The organism is Hahella ganghwensis DSM 17046 (genome assembly GCF_000376785.1).
GTDB lineage: Bacteria > Pseudomonadota > Gammaproteobacteria > Pseudomonadales > Oleiphilaceae > Hahella > Hahella ganghwensis.
Genome location: NZ_AQXX01000126.1, coordinates 61,675 through 82,430, shown reverse-complemented (window position 1 = coordinate 82,430; position 20,756 = coordinate 61,675). Strand labels below are relative to the sequence as shown.

At 48.7% G+C, this 20,756-nt stretch carries 17 protein-coding genes and 1 pseudogene; 9 read left to right on the top strand and 9 right to left on the bottom strand.

Translation table 11 applies throughout. The features are described from left to right. Positions 1 to 93: 93 nt before the first annotated feature. Both F566_RS0118885 and F566_RS33430 read right to left on the bottom strand, forming a co-directional pair. Positions 94 to 1,194, bottom strand: coding sequence for a rhomboid family intramembrane serine protease (locus F566_RS0118885; protein ID WP_020408588.1), 1,101 nt, complete (start codon positions 1,192 to 1,194; stop codon positions 94 to 96). Further along, on the bottom strand, positions 1,178 to 1,774 hold the full coding sequence (locus F566_RS33430) for a hypothetical protein (RefSeq protein WP_020408587.1): 597 nt from the start codon (positions 1,772 to 1,774) through the stop codon (positions 1,178 to 1,180). Before F566_RS33430 ends, F566_RS0118885 begins: the two co-directional genes overlap by 17 nt. Positions 1,775 to 2,186: 412 nt before the next feature. Between F566_RS33430 and F566_RS0118875 the strand changes: the two genes are divergently transcribed. Beyond that, positions 2,187 to 2,405, top strand: coding sequence for a hypothetical protein (locus F566_RS0118875; protein WP_020408586.1), 219 nt, complete (start codon positions 2,187 to 2,189; stop codon positions 2,403 to 2,405). An 88-nt stretch (positions 2,406 to 2,493) separates the two neighbouring features. Here the strand turns inward: F566_RS0118875 and F566_RS34935 are convergent. Continuing rightward, a pseudogene (locus F566_RS34935) lies at positions 2,494 to 2,750 on the bottom strand (GrxA family glutaredoxin). 147 nt (positions 2,751 to 2,897) lie between these two features. Further along, on the bottom strand, positions 2,898 to 4,010 hold the full coding sequence (locus F566_RS0118865; RefSeq protein WP_020408584.1) for a cyclic nucleotide-binding domain-containing protein: 1,113 nt from the start codon (positions 4,008 to 4,010) through the stop codon (positions 2,898 to 2,900). A gap of 282 nt (positions 4,011 to 4,292) precedes the next feature. Between F566_RS0118865 and F566_RS0118860 the strand changes: the two genes are divergently transcribed. From F566_RS0118860 to F566_RS0118845, 4 genes are all read left to right on the top strand, one after another. Then, positions 4,293 to 5,048, top strand: coding sequence for a substrate-binding periplasmic protein (locus F566_RS0118860; RefSeq protein ID WP_157496897.1), 756 nt, complete (start codon positions 4,293 to 4,295; stop codon positions 5,046 to 5,048). Positions 5,049 to 5,198: 150 nt separating this feature from the next. Beyond that, a complete protein-coding gene (locus F566_RS0118855) occupies positions 5,199 to 6,353 on the top strand; it encodes an FIST signal transduction protein (protein ID WP_020408582.1) in 1,155 nt (384 codons plus the stop codon). Next, entirely contained in the window at positions 6,350 to 8,980 is a 2,631-nt protein-coding gene (locus F566_RS35630; protein ID WP_020408581.1) for a hybrid sensor histidine kinase/response regulator, read from the top strand. Before F566_RS0118855 ends, F566_RS35630 begins: the two co-directional genes overlap by 4 nt. 57 nt (positions 8,981 to 9,037) lie before the next feature. Continuing rightward, a complete protein-coding gene (locus F566_RS0118845; RefSeq protein ID WP_020408580.1) occupies positions 9,038 to 9,541 on the top strand; it encodes a hypothetical protein in 504 nt (167 codons plus the stop codon). A 65-nt stretch (positions 9,542 to 9,606) separates the two neighbouring features. On the opposite strand, the gene F566_RS0118840 is transcribed toward F566_RS0118845, so the two are convergent. Continuing rightward, positions 9,607 to 10,467 (bottom strand): substrate-binding periplasmic protein, encoded by an 861-nt coding sequence (locus F566_RS0118840; RefSeq protein WP_020408579.1) that lies wholly within the window; start codon positions 10,465 to 10,467, stop codon positions 9,607 to 9,609. Between the two features lie 231 nt (positions 10,468 to 10,698). Between F566_RS0118840 and F566_RS35625 the strand changes: the two genes are divergently transcribed. After that, positions 10,699 to 11,142: a transporter substrate-binding domain-containing protein gene (locus F566_RS35625; protein WP_157496895.1), complete on the top strand. Its 444-nt coding sequence runs from the start codon at positions 10,699 to 10,701 to the stop codon at positions 11,140 to 11,142. Positions 11,143 to 11,165: 23 nt separating this feature from the next. After that, the gene (locus F566_RS0118830) at positions 11,166 to 11,468 is read left to right on the top strand and encodes a hypothetical protein (RefSeq protein WP_020408577.1); all 303 of its coding nucleotides are present in this window, start codon (positions 11,166 to 11,168) and stop codon (positions 11,466 to 11,468) included. Between the two features lie 46 nt (positions 11,469 to 11,514). On the opposite strand, the gene malT is transcribed toward F566_RS0118830, so the two are convergent. Then, a complete protein-coding gene (malT, locus tag F566_RS0118825; RefSeq protein WP_020408576.1) occupies positions 11,515 to 14,271 on the bottom strand; it encodes an HTH-type transcriptional regulator MalT in 2,757 nt (918 codons plus the stop codon). A gap of 402 nt (positions 14,272 to 14,673) precedes the next feature. Further along, positions 14,674 to 15,927: an ABC transporter substrate-binding protein gene (locus F566_RS0118820; RefSeq protein WP_020408575.1), complete on the bottom strand. Its 1,254-nt coding sequence runs from the start codon at positions 15,925 to 15,927 to the stop codon at positions 14,674 to 14,676. Between the two features lie 346 nt (positions 15,928 to 16,273). Between F566_RS0118820 and F566_RS0118815 the strand changes: the two genes are divergently transcribed. Both F566_RS0118815 and F566_RS0118810 read left to right on the top strand, forming a co-directional pair. Next, positions 16,274 to 17,050, top strand: a complete 777-nt coding sequence (locus F566_RS0118815) for a UPF0149 family protein (RefSeq protein ID WP_020408574.1) — start codon at positions 16,274 to 16,276, stop codon at positions 17,048 to 17,050. 64 nt (positions 17,051 to 17,114) lie between these two features. Continuing rightward, positions 17,115 to 17,762, top strand: coding sequence for a glutathione S-transferase family protein (locus F566_RS0118810; protein ID WP_020408573.1), 648 nt, complete (start codon positions 17,115 to 17,117; stop codon positions 17,760 to 17,762). Positions 17,763 to 17,794: 32 nt separating this feature from the next. On the opposite strand, the gene F566_RS0118805 is transcribed toward F566_RS0118810, so the two are convergent. After that, the gene (locus tag F566_RS0118805; protein WP_020408572.1) at positions 17,795 to 18,487 is read right to left on the bottom strand and encodes a sensor histidine kinase; all 693 of its coding nucleotides are present in this window, start codon (positions 18,485 to 18,487) and stop codon (positions 17,795 to 17,797) included. A gap of 75 nt (positions 18,488 to 18,562) precedes the next feature. Continuing rightward, complete coding sequence (locus F566_RS0118800) at positions 18,563 to 20,191, bottom strand: tetratricopeptide repeat-containing response regulator (RefSeq protein WP_020408571.1); 1,629 nt, start codon at positions 20,189 to 20,191, stop codon at positions 18,563 to 18,565. Positions 20,192 to 20,756: the final 565 nt, after the last annotated feature.

The following is a 20,756-nucleotide window of genomic DNA, read 5'->3' as shown; positions in this document are numbered from 1 at the left end:
CGCTGGTGAGGGGGACCTTTGTCTTCGCCAAGTCCGGTCTGATCCAAAATATCTGCTGACATTTCCGCTCAGACCGAACTCCTCAACAGTCACTTATCTTTTAACTCTCAGCATGGGATCGCTGAGCATCCTGATCATAGGGTGACGCTCCAGGACGGAAGAGTGCAGGGCCAAGCCTACAAGAATACCGAAAGCAAATCCCGACAGATGAGCCACATAAGCGACGCCGGTGTCACCAAGAGCCAGTCCGAGAATGTTCAGGCCACTCCAGATGACAAAATACCAGACGGGTGAGAGCTTTTTCTGGAATACGAAGATCATAAAACTTAGGCTGGCATAGCGGAAAAATATCAGATAAATGCCGAACAAGGCCGCTACTGAGCCACTTGCGCCGACCAGCGGAAGCGGGGGGTGACCAGAAAGTTTCTGGAATACGAGTTCTCCGAATCCGGCCACCATGCCGGAAACCAGGTATATTCCGAGAAACTTCATTCTGCCCAGGGCTTCCTCAAGATTGTCTCCCACCACCCAAAGGAAATACATGTTACCAAGTAGGTGGAGCCAGCCGCCGTGTAAGAATTGGTAGCTGATAAATTGCATCAGAAACTGTGCTGTACCGGGAGTTTCTGATGAGAGTGCGAAAGTTCGGAATAAGGTCTCATCCAGATTGGGGTCAATGAACCCAATAAGAAAGGTGATAATGCACAGGCCGATCAGCCCCCAGGTGACGACCGGTGCCCGTTTGACCGGAATGTTGTACTCCACTGGCATTTGGGTTAATGCCTGAAATACCCATGAGCGCCAGCTCGTTTTCTTGTTGAGTTTTTCAATGGCTTCACGGATTTTGGGAGAATGCAGGACCTGATCGACTTCCTCTTTGTCTAGCCAGATACCATTGCAGGAGGCGCAGCAGTCAATCACTACCTGATATTCCTCCAGCAGGTGGTAGTGCTGTAGCGGCTTTTGGCAATCTCTGCATTGACGTTCACTGGTGCCCAGGTGTTGTCCGAGGCCTTCTTTATGGCAATGTTTGTCAATGTCTTCATGGTGGTGAGCAATCGCCCGGTTGAGTTCGCCGTCGTCAAACCACAAGCCCTGGCAGATGCTGCATTGGAGTACATTCTCTCCCATAAAGACAATATGCTTCAGAGAGCTTTCCTGACAGCTTGGGCAGTTCTTAGATGCGTACTTCATCGGTTTCCACCTCTACACCATTTTTATTCAGTTGCTTTTCCAGTTCTGCCGCATTTCGACGAATTCGTGGGACCAGTTCTTCTTTGACTGAGGTGGCCGACTGAATCAGCAGTTTAGCGCCATGACTATGGCCATAGGTTTTCTCTGCCAGTCTTTTGTAGATATCTTTCACCTCTCGGTAGAATGCCTGACTGCCTTGCAGGAATAAGCTTGGAGTCTCCAGAGTTGCATCAGACTCACCCATAGCTTTCCAGATAAACTGGTCCAGAAGTAACGGATTCAGCTCATAGTAGTTATATGTTGGTGGTGAGTTCTTGATCGTCTCTGCATACAGCAAAACAGTATCGGCATTGGTTTCCAGTTCGTTTGCCAGAGACATACGTAAATAGTAGTTACGCTCCAATCGAATGATCTCATTAAACTGAACGGCGGCCTTTAAACCTTCAGAAGAGGCAAGGTACACGCCGAGAATCGTCGCTAACACCATAATGAGCTGGCTGACCCAAAAACTTAGGGCATTGATTTCGCCTCCACTGAAGGGAAGGCGTAAGCGTCGTAAAGCACTGGAAAATACTGACATAATATTGACAAAGTAGCTGATTGCAGATGAATGATTGCCGCGATTAGCAGGATCGGTCTGATCCGGACTGATGACGGCCCCTGAAAGAGCGGGCAGTTTAGCGGCGCCGAGCCGTGTTGGCCATACGAGTCAATATTTCAGGATTTGCCATAATTTGCCCTGATTCCTCAGGCCGAAGAACACAATTCTCTGTCATATTGATCATCGCATAAGGGATAGAAAGCGATTTAACTTCTCTGATACCGTCATTTTTCTTTCTGGTATAGGAAAAATGGCCGTATTGACATTGAGTAAGCCTTTGTTGAAGGGTTATAGGGTAAGAAGTCGCTTTCTAGAACAAACACCATTAACTCTCATTTAAATGACTAACTGAGAGACAAGTGAAAGAACGACAACCCAGGAGAACGCTGCGATGAAATCGGAAATCCTCGAACTGTTGGCACGCGGTGCAAAGAATGAAGTAGAGCTGGCGGCCTTTTTCGGCTCAGAATCCATGCCTTTGGTAATGCACTCAATTGAAGAAATGATGGACTGGGGTTTGGTATCCTCACACGGACGTCAGATTCACGAAGGTAATAACGTGTTCCATTGGGAGCGTGAGTTTATTCTTCGGAGAGAGGCAGCGGCCTGATCAAATTTACACAGTCCATTATGACCAAAAAAAATCGGGCGGAGGCCCGATTTTTTTTGGGGTTGGCTATTTTGACTTGAGTCGAATGCTACAGCCACTGTTGCTGTCTGGCGTGGGATTCGAACTCGTTGCAGCCACCAATATGGTGTTTGTCAATAAAGATCTGGGGAACGGTATGAACTGGCTTGCCGACAGTTTTCTCCAGATCCGCTTTGCTGATGCCTTCTTCATGAATGTCGACATAGCGGAAATCGAAGTCATCCATTTTTCCTTTCAGGTTTCCGCAACCTGTTTGGCGCGTACACAATAGGGACAACCTTCACGACCAAAAATTACGGTATACATTGATGACCTCCTGACGATTCTGTTAAAAACCAGAGGAAGTTTAAATAATGATCAAGGATTGTTGAAATCAATAGTTTTTAATGGCGTTATTGATAATAACTATTTATGTAAGCTGGTTATACATATCTGTGGACCCGTAATTAACGGTCAGTCTTTGATGACGTAGACTTCGATACTGTTCTGACAAAGTATATGAGCTGCAATTTCACTACGTTGCCCGCCTTCTGAAGTCAGATAATAAGTTGTTGATTTGTCCAGTTGCGGAATTCTTTGTCGCAACTCAGATAGCGGAATGTGAAGGCACTGGGGGAGAGGGGCGAATTCGAATTCATCCAGAGAGCGGATATCAAGCAGAGCGATGGTTTTCATGCCGCTCTGCACCTGTTCTTTATACTCACTGGCAGAGACATACTGTACAAGCGGGTCGTGCAGCAGGCTTTGAAAGGTTGCTTTATCCAGGCGTGCCAGTACACCATCCTCATTCATCACCACAGTCGCCGAGCGCAAGGTGTCAGATACCAAAGCTTCTTCGCCGAAGTAAGATCCTTTGGACAGGTGGAACTGCTTTCCACCGTCACCTCCGATCAATACCTTCGCTGAACCTTCTATCAGCAGGTAGAAGTAGTCACCTTCGTCACCGTCTTTGATCACGATTTCGCCTTCTTTGACAGTGATGCGCTCGAACTTATTAAAAATCGTTTCCATATTGGAAGGAGGGAGGTTGAAGAACAGAGGGAACGACAGCAGGCTGGCCATCCAATCAAAGTGTTCGGGGTCAAATTCTCCCGGCTCCTCTTCGGTAATGACTTGGCTGCTTACAGCGGTGTCCGTGCCTTTTGAAGGCCTATCCAAAGCACCTTTTGACGGACTTTTCAGGGCATCTTTCTCGGCCTCAGCCTCAGTCCATCCCAGAGCGCGATCCAAGAACACCGTGTCTACCATGAGCATATGTCCGGACTGTGTTGCTTTAACGGAGGTTTCCGGTGGGATTCTCTTGTTTAGGGGATGAAGGCTTTCCTTGCGGTCAGCATTCAATGTTTCAGAGGATAATAATCCTTTCTTGACCTTGACCTCTCCTTTTAACAGGAAATAGGTGAATGGCAGCTCATGGTTCTTTTCAAATAGCGTTTCGCCCGCGTTGAAGGTCATTACCTGGCTTCTTTTGATCACCTGATTCAAATATTTCTTGGAGAGCTGATTAAGTGGTGAATACTTCTCCATGGTGGCTTCGGTGATATTCAGTTCTTTATGCAGGGACATAGTCTCTTCCATTGATTGGGGACGCAGATAAATCTTTTACAGCTAATTTTAGTTCATAACTGACTGATAGTTGGATGATGTTTGATGTTCAGGTTCATAATTTTATGAAATTAATCCGATACTCTGTCATTTAACCTATTCTTAACCTATGGGAGATCACAATTGCTATTGATCTATGATTCAGAAAGCCTCTGAAAAACTTAGGCAAGGCGGCTATGGCGATCAATAGTTTGTCAGAGGTTCTGCGATAACCTTTCAACCAGAGTTGGGGAGCCAGGAGCAGTGTCCTTGATAATACGCAGTCTCGTATTGGTGACCATGATCCTGTCATCGTTGTGCAGTCAGGCTCAGCCCAGAAAGCTGGTGATTGCGGGGGTTGAGGAAGCGCCCCTGAAAATGTATTTCAATCAGGACTATTATGGCATTGATATCGATGTGATCAGTGAAGCGATGCGGAGAATGGGAGTTTCCCATCGTTTTACCTTGGTCGATGTCGGCGCAAGAATGTTGCGTTTGGCGGAAATGGGGCAGGTGGATATGGTCATTGCAATATCACGAAAGCCGGCCAGGGAAAAATATCTGTATTATCCAGAAGCCAGTTACCTTGAGTTAACCTGGCACTTTTTTGTGCGCACGGAGGATCGGGAAAGGATTCATTTTGAGCGTTTTTCTGATCTGGCCGGTTATAGAATTGGCGCGACGAAAGGCTATGCCTATACGCCCGAATTCTGGAGCAGTGATCTGAAACTGATGGAGGTTAACAGTAACGAGCAGCAGATCCCTTTGCTGGTAGCTGGGCGTATTGACGCGGTGCCCTTGAATACACTGGTGAGTCGATACGAACTCAAGTTGTCAGGCCTGCAGCATAAGGTCACTTATTTGCCGAATCCTTTGAAGCAGTCTCGCTATTTTAACGCTTTTTCAAAACAGTCTTCATATCCGGAGCTGCAGAAACTGATTATTCGTTACAATGAAACGATCCATGAGATGCAGAACGATGGCACGATAACCCGCATATTCGATCAATATCTTAATTAGTGAAAACAGGTCTTTGTAAAATAAATTTCTGGAACAGGATTCTCACTGGCAGTTGATTGACATAGGGTGGCCGGGGCTGCATCAGGCTGAAAAGTTCCAGCTTTCAACTACACTTTAAAGAATAAAGATAACCAGAGTTGGGTGTGTCTTATGAGAGCTGTCTCGACATCAACTAACGCCCTGGATGCTTACCGTGCGGGAGTAGAGCTGGCAGACGCAATGGTTGATCTGGATCCTGAAGTGATCTTCCTGTTTACCAGCGTTCACTATGATCAGCCGGAAGAGTTGGTTGAAGCCCTGCGGGACACTCTGAGCAATGACAAACTGATCATTATCGGTACCACTGGTGATGGCTATTATGAAAGTCACGGTGTAGAGGAAGTGGGGGCGGCTGCCCTGGGGTTGAATTCCGAAGGAAAGGTTCGATGGTATATCGATAGTGAACCCGGACTAAGGGAAAGCCCGGGTCAGGTGACAACGAATCTGTTGGATCGACTGGTTGAGGTGGAGAGTGGGGCGCTGCCCACGCTGGTGTTTATGACCTCTGATTTTCGTGCTGATGCCAGCCTGGTAGGGGAGGCCATTGAGAGGGAAAGCCGGTTTCCCATCATCGGTGGAATGGCGGCGGATGATAATAAAATGACCAGTTGCATCCTTTACTGCAATGGCGAAGTTCTGCAGGATGCAGTCGTGGCGGTTGCAGCCTTCGGGCCTCTGAATTTCGATATTTCTGTCAGCAATACTTTGACACCGATCGGTAAGCCAGGTCGTGTAGATGATGCACAGGGGACCAACATAATCCGTGTCGACGGCATTCATGCCACTGAGTTTATTGAGAGAGAAACCGGTAAGCCGGTGTTGCAGACAGACCGTGGCATTACCTCTTTGACAATCATCGACCCCGAGCAATCAGGAATACGCCGGTTAAGATCAATTGTTCCAGATTTTTCCTCCTCGGAGACCTCTTTGGGGTTGTTTGGAGGTATTGAAAAGGGAAAAACGGTGCAAGTTTGTCTGGCGGAGCCGGATATGATTATCCGGGAGGTCTATGAACGCTACCGGGAGCAGAAAGCACAGGGATTCAAGCCTGTCGGAGGGCTTGTGGTCAGTTGTGTGGGGCGTAAATGGTTGTTAGGAAAGGAAATAGAACATGAACTCAATGCGCTGACGAGCGAATTTGGTAGTGCATTGCCTATTGCCGGATTTCCTTCATTCGGTGAGATTGGGCCAATAAAGCTGGAAGGCCAGTATACGCGGAATCTCTTTCATAACATGACCTGTATTACGTTACTTATCGGCGAATGAAATCTCGTTTTATCAGTACTATTCAGCCTGCCCCCAGAAATTTTGAGTCAGGTATTCCGGGCAAGCGGGACCTCATCGTAGGACCTGTTGTTGTTTACACCGACCAGCCGGACGAAATATACGCCATCGTCGATCATCGCAAATACAGAATTCATGGCATCATCCTGGTGCCGGGGATGATCCTCGATATTCAGCGGATCGGCCCTCTGGCCTGGCAAATGGTAGTGCCGGAAAGTTGGCATGACCACCTCAGCTATCTGTTATCTCCGTTGGTGGATATTCTGACGGAAAGTGTCCAGTTGAACGATGAAAACTCTGTGCTCAACAGGCAACTGGAGCGGGCCAGTCGTGAACTGGCGGTTCGTGAAACAGACTATAAACGGGTCGCGGATAAGCTTCAGGGCAAAGTGACAGCCCTGATAGAAGCCCAGAAACAGATACTGGACCTGAATCAGGCTCTGGAAGTTAGAGTACAGGAGCGAACCGCAGAGTTGGCAGCGGCCAACCATAGTCTGGTGAAGGCCAAGGAAGCGGCAGAGCAGGCCAATGCATCCAAAAGCATGTTTCTAGCCATGATGAGCCATGAAATCCGTACACCGATGAACGGCATTATCGGCCTGCTGGAGCTGGTGAGTCACAGTGATCTCAGCACCGAGCAAACGCGAATGGTTGAAACTGTTCGGGATTCGGCGTTTTCCCTACTGAATATTCTTAACGATATCCTCGACTTTTCCAAAATTGAAGCTGAGCACCTGGAAATTGAGAATAACCCCATGTCCATTCTGGAGTTGGTAGAAGGGGTAGCCCAGACACTTGCGCTAGGTGCTTACCAGAATAATCTGAAACTGCACTGTTATGTGGACCCGAGAATTCCCGACACGCTGATTGGGGACGAAGTTCGTATTCGTCAGATTCTGTTTAACCTGTGTTCCAATGCCATAAAATTCACTCAAACGCAGAATTCCGGTGAAGGGTTTGTCCTGATGTCGGCAAAACTGATGAAACTGAACAGCGATCATTGCAGGATACTGTTTCAGGTGATGGACAACGGTATCGGTATGGAAGATGAAGTGATGGATCGGTTGTTTACGCCGTTCGTTCAGGGCGAAAGTTCTACAACAAGGCGATTCGGAGGGACGGGGTTGGGTTTGTCGATCTGCAAGCGACTATCGAAACTTCTGGGCGGGGATATCAGTGTCAGCAGCGAAAAAGATGTTGGGACTACATTTAATCTGAGACTGGATTTGCCTTTGGGAGAGAGCGTGAAGCCTCTGCGTTTGCTGGAGGGGCTCGAAGCCTTTATGTTTTTGCGTGATGAGCACAGCGGCAATATTGTTCAGGATTATCTTGCTGAGTATGGTGCGAGGGTCAGCCGATATCAGCAACGTGAGGAGTTCTTCAAGGATATCAGTCAACGGGCGGTAAGAGGGGAGGAATTGCCCATTGCGGTTCTGGATCTTGAGAATCGCAAAGATCTGGACTTCATTGAAAGTCTGCAGCCGCTCGTCAGAGGCAGGGAAATATCCGTTGTTGCGCTGGCTCCCTATCAGTTGCATATGAAGGTAGTGCCATCATGTACCTTGAAATCGCCTAACCAGCCTATACGCCGAGAGGAGTTCGTGCAGACCGTGGGTGCGGCAGCCGGCCTGTGCAGTCCACCGATTCCCACATCCGTAGCCAACACCAGAAAAAGCTTTGAACTGATTTCACTACCCGAGAGCTATTGTGACTACTGTATATTGGTGGCGGAAGACAATGCGACCAATCAGGAGGTTATACGTCAACAACTGCAGCGCCTTGGTTTGAACTGTATCATGGTGGATAACGGCAGCCAGGCATTGACGGTTTGGCAGGAGCGTCATGTGGATTTGATTCTGACCGACTGCCATATGCCCCAAATGGATGGCTGGCAGCTGACCAAGGCTATTCGACGAAGGGAACAGCAGTTGAATCAGCATGTCCCTATTGTAGCGATCACGGCAAATGCACTTCGTGGCGAGGCTGAACGGTGTCTGAAAGCCGGGATGGATGATTATTTGCCGAAACCGGTTGAAATTGCTCAACTGAGGGATAAAGTGGTTGCTTGGCTAAAGCCCCTCAAAGACAAGACCGTGAACAACAAAGCATCAGCTAATAGCACTGAAATTCATAGCTCTGCAAAGCATCGCTCTGGAAAACAGAGTTTAGGAGAGCACGGCTCTGGAAAACATAGCTCTGGAGAAACTGGCTCGGAAAATCATAACCCTGAAATTTCGGGGTCTGATACTACAAAGATTGTAGACCTGAGTATTCTGACTGAGCAGATTGGCGATGATTTTGATATTCATTATGACATTCTCACGCAGTATCTTGATGATCTCCGGCTGGGAATGGAAACGCTGGATCAGGCCAGAAAAGATAAAGACATTGAGACCATCATGTTTTGGTCTCACAAAATGAAATCCTCTTCCAGGGCGGTAGGTGCCGGAGAATTCAGTATGATCTGTGAGAGGATTGAAGAGATGGGGCACGAGGCGGAATGGGATCTTGTGAACAACGAATTGGATCGCCAAAGAAGTTGTTTTCGTGAAGTAGAAGACTTTCTGAAAATTTGGCTGGAAAATCTGCAGGATAAAGTAAACCATTAGGTCTTTTTTTTATCAGACAAGCCCTTAGTTCTGATTTAGCTGACTATTGAATCCATCATGACGCCTTCAGAGGAAGAGAAGATCAATCTTGAGCATGAAGCGGCCAGGCTCTTCATGCGTAGGTACGAGAAGAATACAGGCATTCCCGTCCGCCACATCTGGCATAACCGGCCGAAAAAACCAGATGTTTCCTGTTTTATCGATGGGGAGAGACTGGATCTGGAAATTGCTCATCTGTATGGCTCCGAAGAGGAAGCCATGCAAATCCTTGGGCGACCACTTGACCCGCACACCAGCGAGGAATTGCATTTGCTAAAAGCATCGGATCCTCATGAGCGGTTGATTGAAGCCTTGAACAGGATTCTATCCAACAAAGGCAAAAAGAATTATAAGTCGAAGCGGGTCTGGCTGGTCATTCGAAATGCGCATCCTGCCTGGACCGCAGAGGAAATACAGACTCTCCAGCATCATATTCAGGTGCCTCCGGAGCATCCCTTCGAACAAATATGGATTGTGGGGGATTTATCCGGCGAGAGTGGGATTGTGCAGCTCTATCCCTGATCTGATTGTCGGCACAATTATCAGGCTAAAAGCCTGAGTGGCTATCCTGGCCTGCCAAAGCTTTGTTACCTGGGAATGTCAAACCATAGTTCTTCACGATTGAGCGGTGTTGCAATTGGAAGAATGGTGTTTTTCAATTGATATACCTGCCGTTGCTGTAGTTTTGCCTGGGCAATTCGCTCCGCATGATATTGCTGAAACAGGGTGTCGAAGGTTCCCGCGGAAAGTGCTTCCTCCAGGCCATTTTGAATAATGGTCGCCAGAGTCTGGTTGCCCGGTGAAACAAAGTAATAAAAGGCTGTCGGGTATCGCAGCAACTTGGTCTTCTCCACCATCAACCCATTGCCGGCGTGATCCTGCTCTTCGGCCCATATCTCTACAATTGAGCGTGGGAACAAGTCAACTCTCTTGTAGGCCAGCATGTCAAATGTAGACTTATAGTTGGGGGTTCCGAAGACCTTGAAGCCGTTATCTCTCAAAATGGTGCTGTCCGGCCAGTCATGGCCCTGAACCACAGGGTGTTTCTGGAGTTCAGTCAGCTTCATCGGACGATTGAAGAGGAGTTGGTTGTCTCGGTGAATCAAAAATATTCGCCAACCGATCAGACCTTTGTATATGGGAATGCGAATGGGGAGAAGGTCTTTCTCTCGCTCGTTGGATGTCATGCTCCACACCACATCAACATGCGCGCCTTTTTGAAGCTGTTGTAATGCGCGGCCCTGAGTCATGACCTGATAGGTGGGTTCCAGTCGATAATCCACACCACTGGTTTCAAGTGCGAGTTCGAGCAACTTCAGAGGGTAGTCCGTGCGTTTATCCATTTCTGTTTCGGGTCTGGGATACCGGACTACAGTGGTGGCTGACCAGCAGGTCGCTGTCAATAGAAGTATCGATATGCCTGCTGCCAAGCGAAACTGCCAATTCATGCCGCTTTCCAATTGATACGATCCAGGGGCTGTTATTACATAGATTAAGATTAGGACAGATTTGAGAACCAGTCACAGATTTGGTTCAGGTGGACATAATGCACAAGCTGAGACTCTCTGGCTATACTGACTTGACTGCTTGAGGCAGGAGGTGAGTTTGTTCAGGTTCATTAGGGGATTCCATTGCGCCTTCAGTTTGGTAGTCAGGAGTCAGGGCGTGAGGAGAAAAGTTTGTTTGCACCAGAGAGACACAGCTGGATTCCGGGATGTTTTGTGGGCCTGATTAATGTGGGTGGCGATTTTATAAAGCTGGTTTATCTCATTATGTTGATTCCGGTGCCTCAGGCCCAGGCTGATTCAACTCTGCGTTTTTCTTATGGCTCTCACTACGGGCCTCCCTATATGGTCAAGGTCATGAAGGATGGGGATAAGAAAGCGATAGGCGGATTGTTATATGAGCTTGGTCTGGAAATAGCCCGGCGCTTGGGAGTGAAGCCTGAATTCGCTGAAGTTCCCCGGAAACGCCTGGCCCGTTGGCTGCTGAATGGAAAGGTTCATGCCTATTGCGAACGGAATCCGTTATGGGTGGATGAGGCGGATCAATTGCTATGGTCAGATCCCGTCTATCAGTCTTCTGACATTTATCTGGTCAGACAGGATTATCCGGAGCCCTGAATAAGTTTGAGGATTTGCGGGGGTTGACCGTAGGAGCTCAGATTGGCTATCGCTATTCCGATGGGTTTACGGCAATGACGACAGCAGGATTGGCCCAGCGGGTGGATGTGAATGCGCCTGATCAGCTAATGGAAATGCTATTCCGTAAACGGGTTCATGCCATCATTCGTAATGACTTGATGGTCAGATATTATCTGCAACAGGAACCATACTCTTCGCAGCTGAAGGTTATGCCGCTCACCGATGCCCGGATCAGCAAATTCTGTGCGTACTCCCCTAGGGTCTTTTTCTCGATTCAACCATGCACGGGCTGGCATGGTGGCTGACGGCACGATCGCCCGAATACTGGCGATCAGTATTACTGATAGTGGGCTAAGACGTTAACCCAGGCAGTCTTCCGTGGCTGAGCTCGCGTGAAATTCGTTGAGCTTCCTGTCGATTGCTGATACCCAGTTTTTGATAAACATGTTTGATATGGCTTCTGATCGTGCTGGGAGCCACAAACAGTGACTCGGCAATCCCCTCGTTACTTTTACCTTCCCCGATCATCCTCAGTACTTCCCATTCTTTCGGCGTAAGTGCCAGGGCTTTTGCTTGTTCCGGAATATCATCCTGCTTGCGGAGAGGGCGTTGCTGGCGGCGTGAAACCTCCATGATTCGCTGCATGTGGCGGCATTGTTGAGGTGTAAGATCATCTTGTGTGCTCTGGTAGAGCTCTATAACTGGTTCCGGCATTTGCAGAAAGCTGGCCATCGCTCGCATGGGTTCTGCCAACACCAGGGCTTTGACAACTGAAGCGCGCGCTGAATTCTGGTCCCCTGAGGCTCTACAGGCCCAGGCCATCAGAAGATGGCCTCGCATCTCTGACAGTCTCAAACCGTGGCTATACGCTTGCTGTATCATGGGATTGAGAATTTCAACGGCGGCCTCGAAGTAAGAGCATGCCAGCATAGCAGTGGCGGTATTGCGCAATTCTGTCTGCCGAAAATGATTGGGCGCATCTTCGATTCTTGGCTGTTGGCTGAGCCAGTGACGTAAGGCGTTGTGATTTCCGGCGTGCATCCATAACCTGATTTGGGTTGCAGCAGCCAGCGCTTTCCAGTCTGAATGGCAAGAGTGACGCGACAGGAGGTCATTGTTTTGAGAAATCAGATCGCTTGCCTTCTCGATATTTTCCTGGTGCATGGCAATCTGGGCGAGGAGGGCGTTGATCGGGACTCGGCAATGCTCATCCAGATGTTCAATGATTTGCAGGCCGGTATCGCAATGTTGGCGGGCCTCATGGAACTGGAGCCACTCCAGCAGCAGTTCGGCGCGACGCCGGTGTGCAAACTCCATGACGGGAATTTGAGTCAATTGGTGGGCGCGTGCTACCTGAAAGGTATCAGCCTGCTTCTGATAAGCTTCTGATAAATCACCCCGCTGAATCAAGATGTCTGCCTGCTGCCCCATAGTCCAGAGCAGTGACTGAATTGATTGCGCTTCTCTGGCTTCTGATTCAGCACGAATAAAGTGGTTCAGGGCTGTCTCCAGGTTGCCCTTGCAGACATTAACCTCCCCCATGACGGCCAAAGCGGCTGCATGAACATTGTGGGCTGATTTCGGCGCCGTATTCAGAGCTTTTAGTGCATGAACTTCGGCTGCTTGAGTGTCTTCCACAATTGCACTCAGTTGGGCCTTCAGGGCATGAATTTCAGCGCTGACTTTTCGCCAGTGCCACTCCTCCACTTGATCAGGCAGTTGTTGTTCCGCCTGTTGTAGCACCGAATGTAATGATTCGGCATCAGCCTGGGTGAGGCAAACCCAGGCTCTGAGCAGCGTCAGTTGATGGTTCTGGCCGATGTCTTCTGCCGGGAGTGCCCTGAGGCAGCGTTCGATCAAAGTGATATGGCCATGCTCAAATAAGCTCCATCCCTGCAGGGTAAGCGTTTCGATGATTAAGTCTGTGTTGGTGATGGCGAGTGCATGTCCCAATGCCTCACCTACCTGATGTTGGTCTCGCCACCAGTCATGGGCCTTCTGGTGGAGTGATCGGATTTGCTCTGCGGGTAAAGTCACCCCCAGTTGATGTCGGAGAAATTCCGCAAAGAATGGGTGGTAGCGATACCAACGACGATATTCATCCAGGGGTACTAGGAACAGGCCTCTTTTTTCCAGCTCTTGAATCTGGCTGAAGCTGTCTTCCACACCGGTAACGGCTGTGGCGATCTCTGGATTAAAACGTTCGAGGATGCTGGTCTTGAGAAGAAAGTCCTGCTGTAGTCGGGGCTGTCTGAATAATATTTCTTCTGCCAGAAAGTCCAGTACGTGGGCGTGCGTCCCGTTGAAGTGTTGGAGGAAGTGGCTGATGGAGTCCTGAGTAGGTGCTGATAGTGCAATGATTTGCAATCCGGCAGCCCAGCCGTTCAGTCGTTGCAATACTTGTTCCAGTGATTGTTGATCGATGGTCAGTGGTGATTTGTTGGTTGTGGACGAAGAATGATCAGATAACTGGCGATTAGCACTGTTCTGTAGAAATTGCTGGGCTTCTTCCAGTGTAAAACCCAAATCTTCAGTTCCGATTTCCTGCAGTACGCCCCTGACTCGCCAGTTGGCGAGTCCCAGAGGTGGTTCGCCGCGGGTTAATATGTATAAATGCAGTTGTGCCGGTTGGTGCTGGATGAAAAAGCGTAGTGCCTGATGAATCTTTTCATTGCGTATATGATGGTAGTCATCCAGCACCAGGATCACCCTCTGGTCCAGCGTGCTGAGTTCATTGCATAGTTTGCCAACCAGCCAGATCAGGTCGTAAAGGTGAAGCGCTTCATGCATGTGCTGCAAAGGTTGTTCAAGTTCAGGAAGTTGTTGTTGCAGAGACGCCAGGAAGTAGCGTCCAAAACCTGATGGCTCGTTGTCCAGTTCATCAATCTGGAACCAGGCGGTTCTGACCGGCTGATGCGAGCTCCAATGAGCAACCAGTGTGGTCTTTCCGAAACCTGCTGGAGCCCGGATAATGCAAAGTGGTTTGTTGGTTGCCTCATTGAGCAGTGCGTCAAGCCGAGGGCGGTTCAGCGCGGTGGTATCTACATGAGGCTGAATGATTTTGCCTGGAATTAAAGGTCTGGCCTCTGGCAGGTGATTGGTGTTCATAGCGAGTCCAAAAGAGCCTTTGTGACTCTTTGCCGATTGTTATTTTTATATTTAGGAAACTTCTGAAAACGACCTGCGTTGCCTTTGCGTGTCAAGAGTTGGCTCAAAATGCTCAACTATTCACAATAAGCTACGCTTTTCGCCATCTTTTTCCTTGGGTTGGCGGTTTCGCCAGTGTTTTCCGAGATTTCTTGGGTCTGTTGGAGAATAAATAACGGTTTGTGAAGTTAAATCCTCCAGGAAGGGGGAGTAGTCCTATGGCGTAGGTGGAGATCTCGGGGAGTAGTTATATTTTGGACGGGGCAATCGCTAGAGGGTAGGTGATTACTAGATGTTAGGTGATTGCTAGATAGCAGGTGCCTGTCAGTCAGGCACCTGATTTAATTGAAGCGTCAAAAGGCTCTAGAGAAGTGTGTCAGGTTTGCCGGCAGCACGGCGATTTGCCAGCCATTCGTCTGCAGTGTGGGCAGCTTCGTCACCTGTCATGCTGTCGATAATCTCAAAGTAGTCATCGTGATAGGGGTCGGCCAGCACCTTCTCTCTCGGTTGGCAGCGAACCGCATAAACCGTCTGGATGTTCTGGTGATCGAGTTTGCGCCAGTATTGTTCGTCTTTTAATAAGGTGTAGCGGTGATTTTCAAGGGCCTTAATCACCTCTGATGTTTTAAACGAACCGATTCGTTCCACCGCGTCACGATATTGCATCAGGATACTGTAGGCGGATGCCGCCGAAGAGGATGGGCGAAGCCCGTAAAGGCTGGAAAACTTTTCAACAAATTCTTTGCCCCGGGTAAAGTTGTAGATATATGGCACTTCCCAGGTCCAGGGAGCTGCGCCGACGACACCTTCCATAATGGCTGGGCCAGCCGCCTTGGCCATGCCCAGAGTGAGGTTGGGCACCACCACGGCCATTTTGTCTTTTATTCCCATGCTGGTGGCCATCTCCAGTGCTCTGACCATGTCATCACCGAATAAAACCAGGACCAGGACGTCCGCCTGACTTTGCTGAGCCTGTTCAAGTGCACTGGCAAAGTCCCGTTGCAAGGCTGTTGGAAAGGGAGTCTTAACACCGGGGTGTTGTTCTTGATTCAGGGTCTGGCTGAATATGCGAATAGATTTTTCCGTGCTCCAGCCCCAGGTATAATCTGCGGTAATATAGAAATATTTCTTATCTGCGTGATTGGCTTTCAGATACTTGGACAGCACTTTGGCTCCCATCCAGGCATTGTAGCTTTCCCTGAACATGTGGCTGTGACCTTCTGTACCTGTGGTGGCATTGGAATAGGTCAGGGTGCCGAAATAGATTCTGTCCCGCGCTTTGGCTGCCTTTCCCCCAGCGATGGCGACAGCGCTTGAAGACCCGCCGAATATGGCGACAACGTTATCTTGATCGATCATTTCAGTCACGTTGCGTTCTGATCTCTCTGGTTTGGAGCCGGTGTTTTTAATGACCAGTTCGACCGGGTGGCCCAGGATGCCGCCAGAGGCATTGATTTCATCGACAGCCATAAAGGCCGCCCGCCTTTGGGCAAGGCCTTGTTCTTGGTACCGCCCTGTTTGGGGGTAGTTGAGGCCAATTTTTACAGGGGAGGCGGCAAGTATCTCGCCACAGATCATCAGGCACGTCAGTGCCAGGCTTGTGCGTAACCAGTGCATTATTGTGACCCTCATTCTTGTTTTTTGTAGGACGTTGGGTATTTGAGTGGGATATCGCCAAATCTCGCCTGATCCGTCTATGATCCCTGGGACTTGCGCGATGTTGTTATTTTTTAGCCTGTGGGTTCCTTCTACTCACATCTAAAAAGACTAAATCAGTGGTGGTGAATAGCTAATAGGCAATTAGTCTAATTAGTAGTCAGGTGTCGGGGGAGGCTTAACGCAAGCTTCGCTATATTGGTGAATTGCTTCATTAAATGCTGTTAAATAGTAGGTTTTGCTATCGCTTCCCTGGGCTCTGAAGACTACTATATAGGTAATATCAATTTTTTAGCGGGATTGTTGTATGGAAGTTAAAACTACAACAGAGGCACCGCAAACACAGACTCCAGGAAAGATAGAGGGGCAGGTATTTCAGGCTGTTGATAGAGAAACGTTACGTACGTACCTGGGGCACCCGGATCGTGCCCACAATACTCTAAACCTTTATCAAACCGAAGGGTTTCTGTTTGCTGTAGCCTGTTGTCCACAGGATGTCCAGACGTCAGACTGGTTGCAGGTGGTGCTGGGGGAGGATGAGGCCTTTGAAGTGGATGGTGGTCAGGAAGTTGGTCAACTGCTTGAGCACATGTACGCCGTCATTGAAAAGCAGACTGCAGAAGGTGTTTACCAGCTTTCTGATGATTATGAGTTCAGTTGGGATGTCGAGGAAAGGCGGGCCTTTGAACAATGGTGTGAGGGAATACTGCTGGCGGATGAATGGCTTGAGCCGCAATGGATGGACGCCTTGTCGCAAGCCTATCATCGAGACCCGGTATCCTACGAAAAACTTTCTCATGATCTGGATGATGTTGTTGGCCTTTTCAAGATTCTGGTGGATGTGGACGCTGCGCTGGATGTTCTTGAAAAAGACTCGGCTGCTGAAGTCGATGATTTTCGGCAGCAACTCAGGGATAGTTATGAGGTGATTGGCGATTATCTGACTGCCTATATGAGAGCCGGGAATGGGTTGGCGGTATATTACCATAGTGACCCGCAGATCAGGCAGGAGCCCAAAATTGGCCGAAATGACGCATGCCCCTGTGGCAGTGGTAAGAAGTACAAGAAGTGTTGCCTTAACTGAAAAAAGTAAACAAGGGATCAACGCAAGCAAATGGAGTCAACACAAGCAATAGGAGGAGGATACTATGAAACTTTATAGGTTCGACTACAGTTGCTATGCCCGAAAAGTGCAAATGGTGTTGGATCTGTTGGGTCTGAAATATAGCATCGAAGAAGTGCCGTTTCTGGACCGCAGCAAGCTGATCACTCTCACCGGCGGTTACATCCAGGTTCCGGTTTTGATGATGGACGACGGAAGTGTTCTGAAGGATTCCAGAGTGATATGCAAGTCTCTTTTATCGGGAGAGAATGCTGAAAGGCTAACGCCGTCTCCCTGGCAGGGGCCCATCTGGGCTTATGCGGATTGGTGCGATAGTACCTTGGAAGATGTTCTGTTTCGTCTGGCTTCGCCTGGCATCAGGCAAAGATTTAAATCGGTACAGGAGAAAGCCTTTTTCACCTATATCAAAGAGCGCAAGTTTGGAGAAGGGTGTGTGGATCAGTGGGAAAGGCAAAGCGGTGAGTTGGTCGGCAAGGCGCGCAGCCTGGTAAGGCCGACGCTTGAGACTTTGAGCAGGCAGGCTTTCCTGTTTGGTGATCAGCCCACTTATGCCGATGCAACTCTCTACGGCCATATAAAAATGCTCCAGATTGCCGACCCGGACCTTGTTACCGATATAGCGCCGGAATTAATGCTCTGGCTTAACCGTTTGGCCGGATTTGTCCGCAGCTAGGTCGAGTCACCGGGTTACTCTCTTCAAGCGCCTCAGGGAAGGTGGAGTTTGAAGGTTCCGCCACCCAGGCGGCTGTCGTTGCTGAGCTCAATATAGCCCGTTTGGCCGTTTTGGGTGTGCAAAGTGGCAATTCTATAAGCGAAATAAAGCCCTAGGTGAGTGCTACCTGATTCGAAGTCGACGCCTTCTGTCATATTGCCTGGTTGTTCTAGCATGTTTACCGGGAATCCACCGCCGTCGTCCTCTACCATGATTGTTAAACCGCCACTTTCCCGAAATGCCGAGACACAAATGGCGTCATGGCTGTAGCGAATGGCATTTGCCAGGGTGTTGTTGATGACACCGCTGATCAGGTCCCGGTCAAAGTATCCGCTGAGAGAATCGTCGCACTCCACGTCGCATCTCATATCTTTCACCTTGAACAGTGGGTGATAGCGAGCAACATGTTCTTCAAGGAAATCGTTCAGGAAGTGCTCGTCAATATGTGGTCGCAGAGCCTCATTTTCCATTTTGTACAGGCTGAGAAGCTGGACCAGGTCGTTGTTCACCCGTGCAGCCTCATACTGAAGGGTCGCCATTCTGTCTGCCACAGGTAGTTGTAGCTCGTTCACTTCCTGACTGACTTCGTCCAATGAATGCAGCAGCATGCTCAGGGAATTTTTTATGTCATGGACACTGGAGGCCATGATGAAGTTGAAGTCTAGGGGGTTGGCGTTGTCAGGCATATTGGGACCACTTATCTGTCAGGTTACTTCGGTTTGTTCTCGGTTCGTGACACTATAGTTTATTGCCGTCGATTTTCAGGAATTGGCCTTATATCGCTCAAGTAAGTGCTGGTAGCGCCTGTATTGGCGATGATCGGGAGTCAATGCGGACAGACGGTCAAAGCACATTTTCAGTAATCGGCTGATCTCAGGGTCCTGGCTTGGTTTCCGGCTGTGAAGCTTAATAATCGTCTGCAGCAGGTTTAAGTTTAGTCCGACATGCAGAGGAGTGATTTCCATGGCATTTTTGAAAGCTTCCAGGGCTGAGCCGAAATCACCTTTTTCGTAGTGCTGAATACCTTCACGGTTAAATTCCCGGGCCTTGATGCGTTGTTTGAGGCTGACAGGTTCATCCTGGAGTTCTTCAATCCGATGCAGTAATTGCGCGTTTTCAGGGTGCTCCTCTGCGAGTTTACGCAGGAGGCTTCCGGCTTGATCTGAATCGTCAAGTGCGTACAGCGTTTCTGCCATTTCGAGGGTCAGTTCCGGCGTCGTCTCTTCCATTGTTTCGTAAAGTTTTTGCGCAGTTTGAAGAATCTTTTTACTGTCGCTGTCTTTATTCTGTCCGGCAAGAACTCTCGCTTCCACTAGTCGGGATTGCAACTGAACCTGTTTCTCATCTTTATACTTTTCGCGGATTTTGGTTAGTGCCCGGCTGGCTTCGTCAGCAAGTTTTTGCCCTTCCGGTGAGTTATCTCCCTGAGAGTAGTCGGAAAGGCAGCGAACATAGTCTAAATGCAGTTCGGGAGTCTCATAGCAGGAATTCTCACTGAGTTTGCTGGAGTGCCGATAGGCCTTGGCCGCTGTTGCCAGATCGTGATTTGTATGGCTAATCTGCGCCAGCTCTTTTTGTCTGAGCAGGGCTCTTGGTGAAATGGAAACGGCCGATTCAAGCGTGGTCTGGGCTTGTTGGTTCTTGCCTAGCTGCTTCTGAGCTTTGGCCAGCCAGTCATAGGCTTCAGTGAGTTCCGGCTGCTCCTGAATTAAATATTCAAAAACTTCGCAGGCTTCTTTGGGATTGCCTTCCTGAACGAGTACTTTGCCCAGGCCAAGTCTGGCCCAGTCCAGAGGCCGCTTGGCAATAATGTCTTCATAAAGCTTTTTGGCGTGGGCATAGTCACCACTGATGAAAAAAAGACTGGCCTGTAACTTTAGAATGAGTGAGCGATATTTACTGTTGTTTTTCAGGTGCTGGTTACACAGGCTGATGGCTTTTGTAAAGTCTTCCTGGTCCATGGCCCGATAGACATCCTGAAGCGTCTCTTTCTGATCTACTAGGCGGTCCAGACGGTTTTCCAGCAGGGATTGAGTGATGGGCTTGGTGATGTAGCCGTCCGGTTGATATTCCAGCGCCCCCATGACCATTTCTTTGGCTGTTTCTGCGCTGACCAGGAAAAAAATATCGGTATTCTTCAGAAGCTTTCGATATCGAAGCTCTTCCAGAACCTGTTGACCGTTTTTATTGTCGCCCATGTTGTAGTCGCAGAACACAATGTCATAGTGGTTGGCGATACATCTCTGAATCGCTTCCCGACCGTTCCTTGCGCTCTCGATATTTTCGGCACCGAGTCGCCTGAGCATCTGTTTCATGGAAAAAATGAAATTATCGAAGTCGTCTACTATCAGGAACTTCTTCTTCTGGTATGTCTTAAACAGTTTGCTCATTGGAATTCCTTGCCGGACCAGAGGATTCTATCTTCTGAAAAAAGGCAGGTTCCGGTAGCAGACTTCGCACCGGTGATCGGAGTTTTTCATGGTTCTGGATACAATTCCTGTGATTAACAGCCATGTGTCGAGGTTAATTTGTTCTAAAAAGCGCATTGTCTAGTAAGTGTTGTTAGTTGCAGCTATGGGTGGGCGGCGCTCTGTATATTGCTTTAGGTGATGGTTTATCATTGAGTCGCGCTCCTACCTGCCAATTAGATCGTTATAATAAGTGTAATATTTTTTTTGAAACTTGCCTGATTTATCGGATTGGTTGCTGTTGAAGGAAAATTTAATATGAAAGGAAATTAAAAAGGCATAAATCCTTCAAAGGAACTAAGCTTATCAGACTTGAAAATATCGGATTTCGTGTCTGTAGGTCTGCCGGCCTGGTTTTTGGAGGTGTTAGGGGAGTGCTGACGCTTTATTAGATTGTACAAAGAAACGACAGAAGCATCACCTGGCTTTAACTAAACTTTAACTGGTTCAGATAATTCGTTAATCTAACTGAAGTTTCTTTATCCTA

Excerpts from the sequence above, each read along its gene's own strand:
- F566_RS0118875 (WP_020408586.1), top strand. The coding sequence starts at position 2,187 with ATGAAATCGGAAATCCTCGAACTGTTGGCACGCGGTGCAAAGAATGAA.
- F566_RS33430 (WP_020408587.1), bottom strand. The coding sequence starts at position 1,774 with ATGTCAGTATTTTCCAGTGCTTTACGACGCTTACGCCTTCCCTTCAGT.
- F566_RS0118885 (WP_020408588.1), bottom strand. The coding sequence starts at position 1,194 with ATGAAGTACGCATCTAAGAACTGCCCAAGCTGTCAGGAAAGCTCTCTG.
- F566_RS0118865 (WP_020408584.1), bottom strand. The coding sequence starts at position 4,010 with ATGTCCCTGCATAAAGAACTGAATATCACCGAAGCCACCATGGAGAAG.
- F566_RS0118800 (WP_020408571.1), bottom strand. The coding sequence starts at position 20,191 with ATGAGCAAACTGTTTAAGACATACCAGAAGAAGAAGTTCCTGATAGTA.
- F566_RS0118855 (WP_020408582.1), top strand. The coding sequence starts at position 5,199 with ATGAGAGCTGTCTCGACATCAACTAACGCCCTGGATGCTTACCGTGCG.
- F566_RS0118810 (WP_020408573.1), top strand. The coding sequence starts at position 17,115 with ATGAAACTTTATAGGTTCGACTACAGTTGCTATGCCCGAAAAGTGCAA.
- F566_RS35630 (WP_020408581.1), top strand. The coding sequence starts at position 6,350 with ATGAAATCTCGTTTTATCAGTACTATTCAGCCTGCCCCCAGAAATTTT.
- F566_RS0118840 (WP_020408579.1), bottom strand. The coding sequence starts at position 10,467 with ATGAATTGGCAGTTTCGCTTGGCAGCAGGCATATCGATACTTCTATTG.
- F566_RS0118815 (WP_020408574.1), top strand. The coding sequence starts at position 16,274 with ATGGAAGTTAAAACTACAACAGAGGCACCGCAAACACAGACTCCAGGA.
- F566_RS0118820 (WP_020408575.1), bottom strand. The coding sequence starts at position 15,927 with ATGCACTGGTTACGCACAAGCCTGGCACTGACGTGCCTGATGATCTGT.
- malT (WP_020408576.1), bottom strand. The coding sequence starts at position 14,271 with ATGAACACCAATCACCTGCCAGAGGCCAGACCTTTAATTCCAGGCAAA.
- F566_RS0118845 (WP_020408580.1), top strand. The coding sequence starts at position 9,038 with ATGACGCCTTCAGAGGAAGAGAAGATCAATCTTGAGCATGAAGCGGCC.
- F566_RS0118805 (WP_020408572.1), bottom strand. The coding sequence starts at position 18,487 with ATGCCTGACAACGCCAACCCCCTAGACTTCAACTTCATCATGGCCTCC.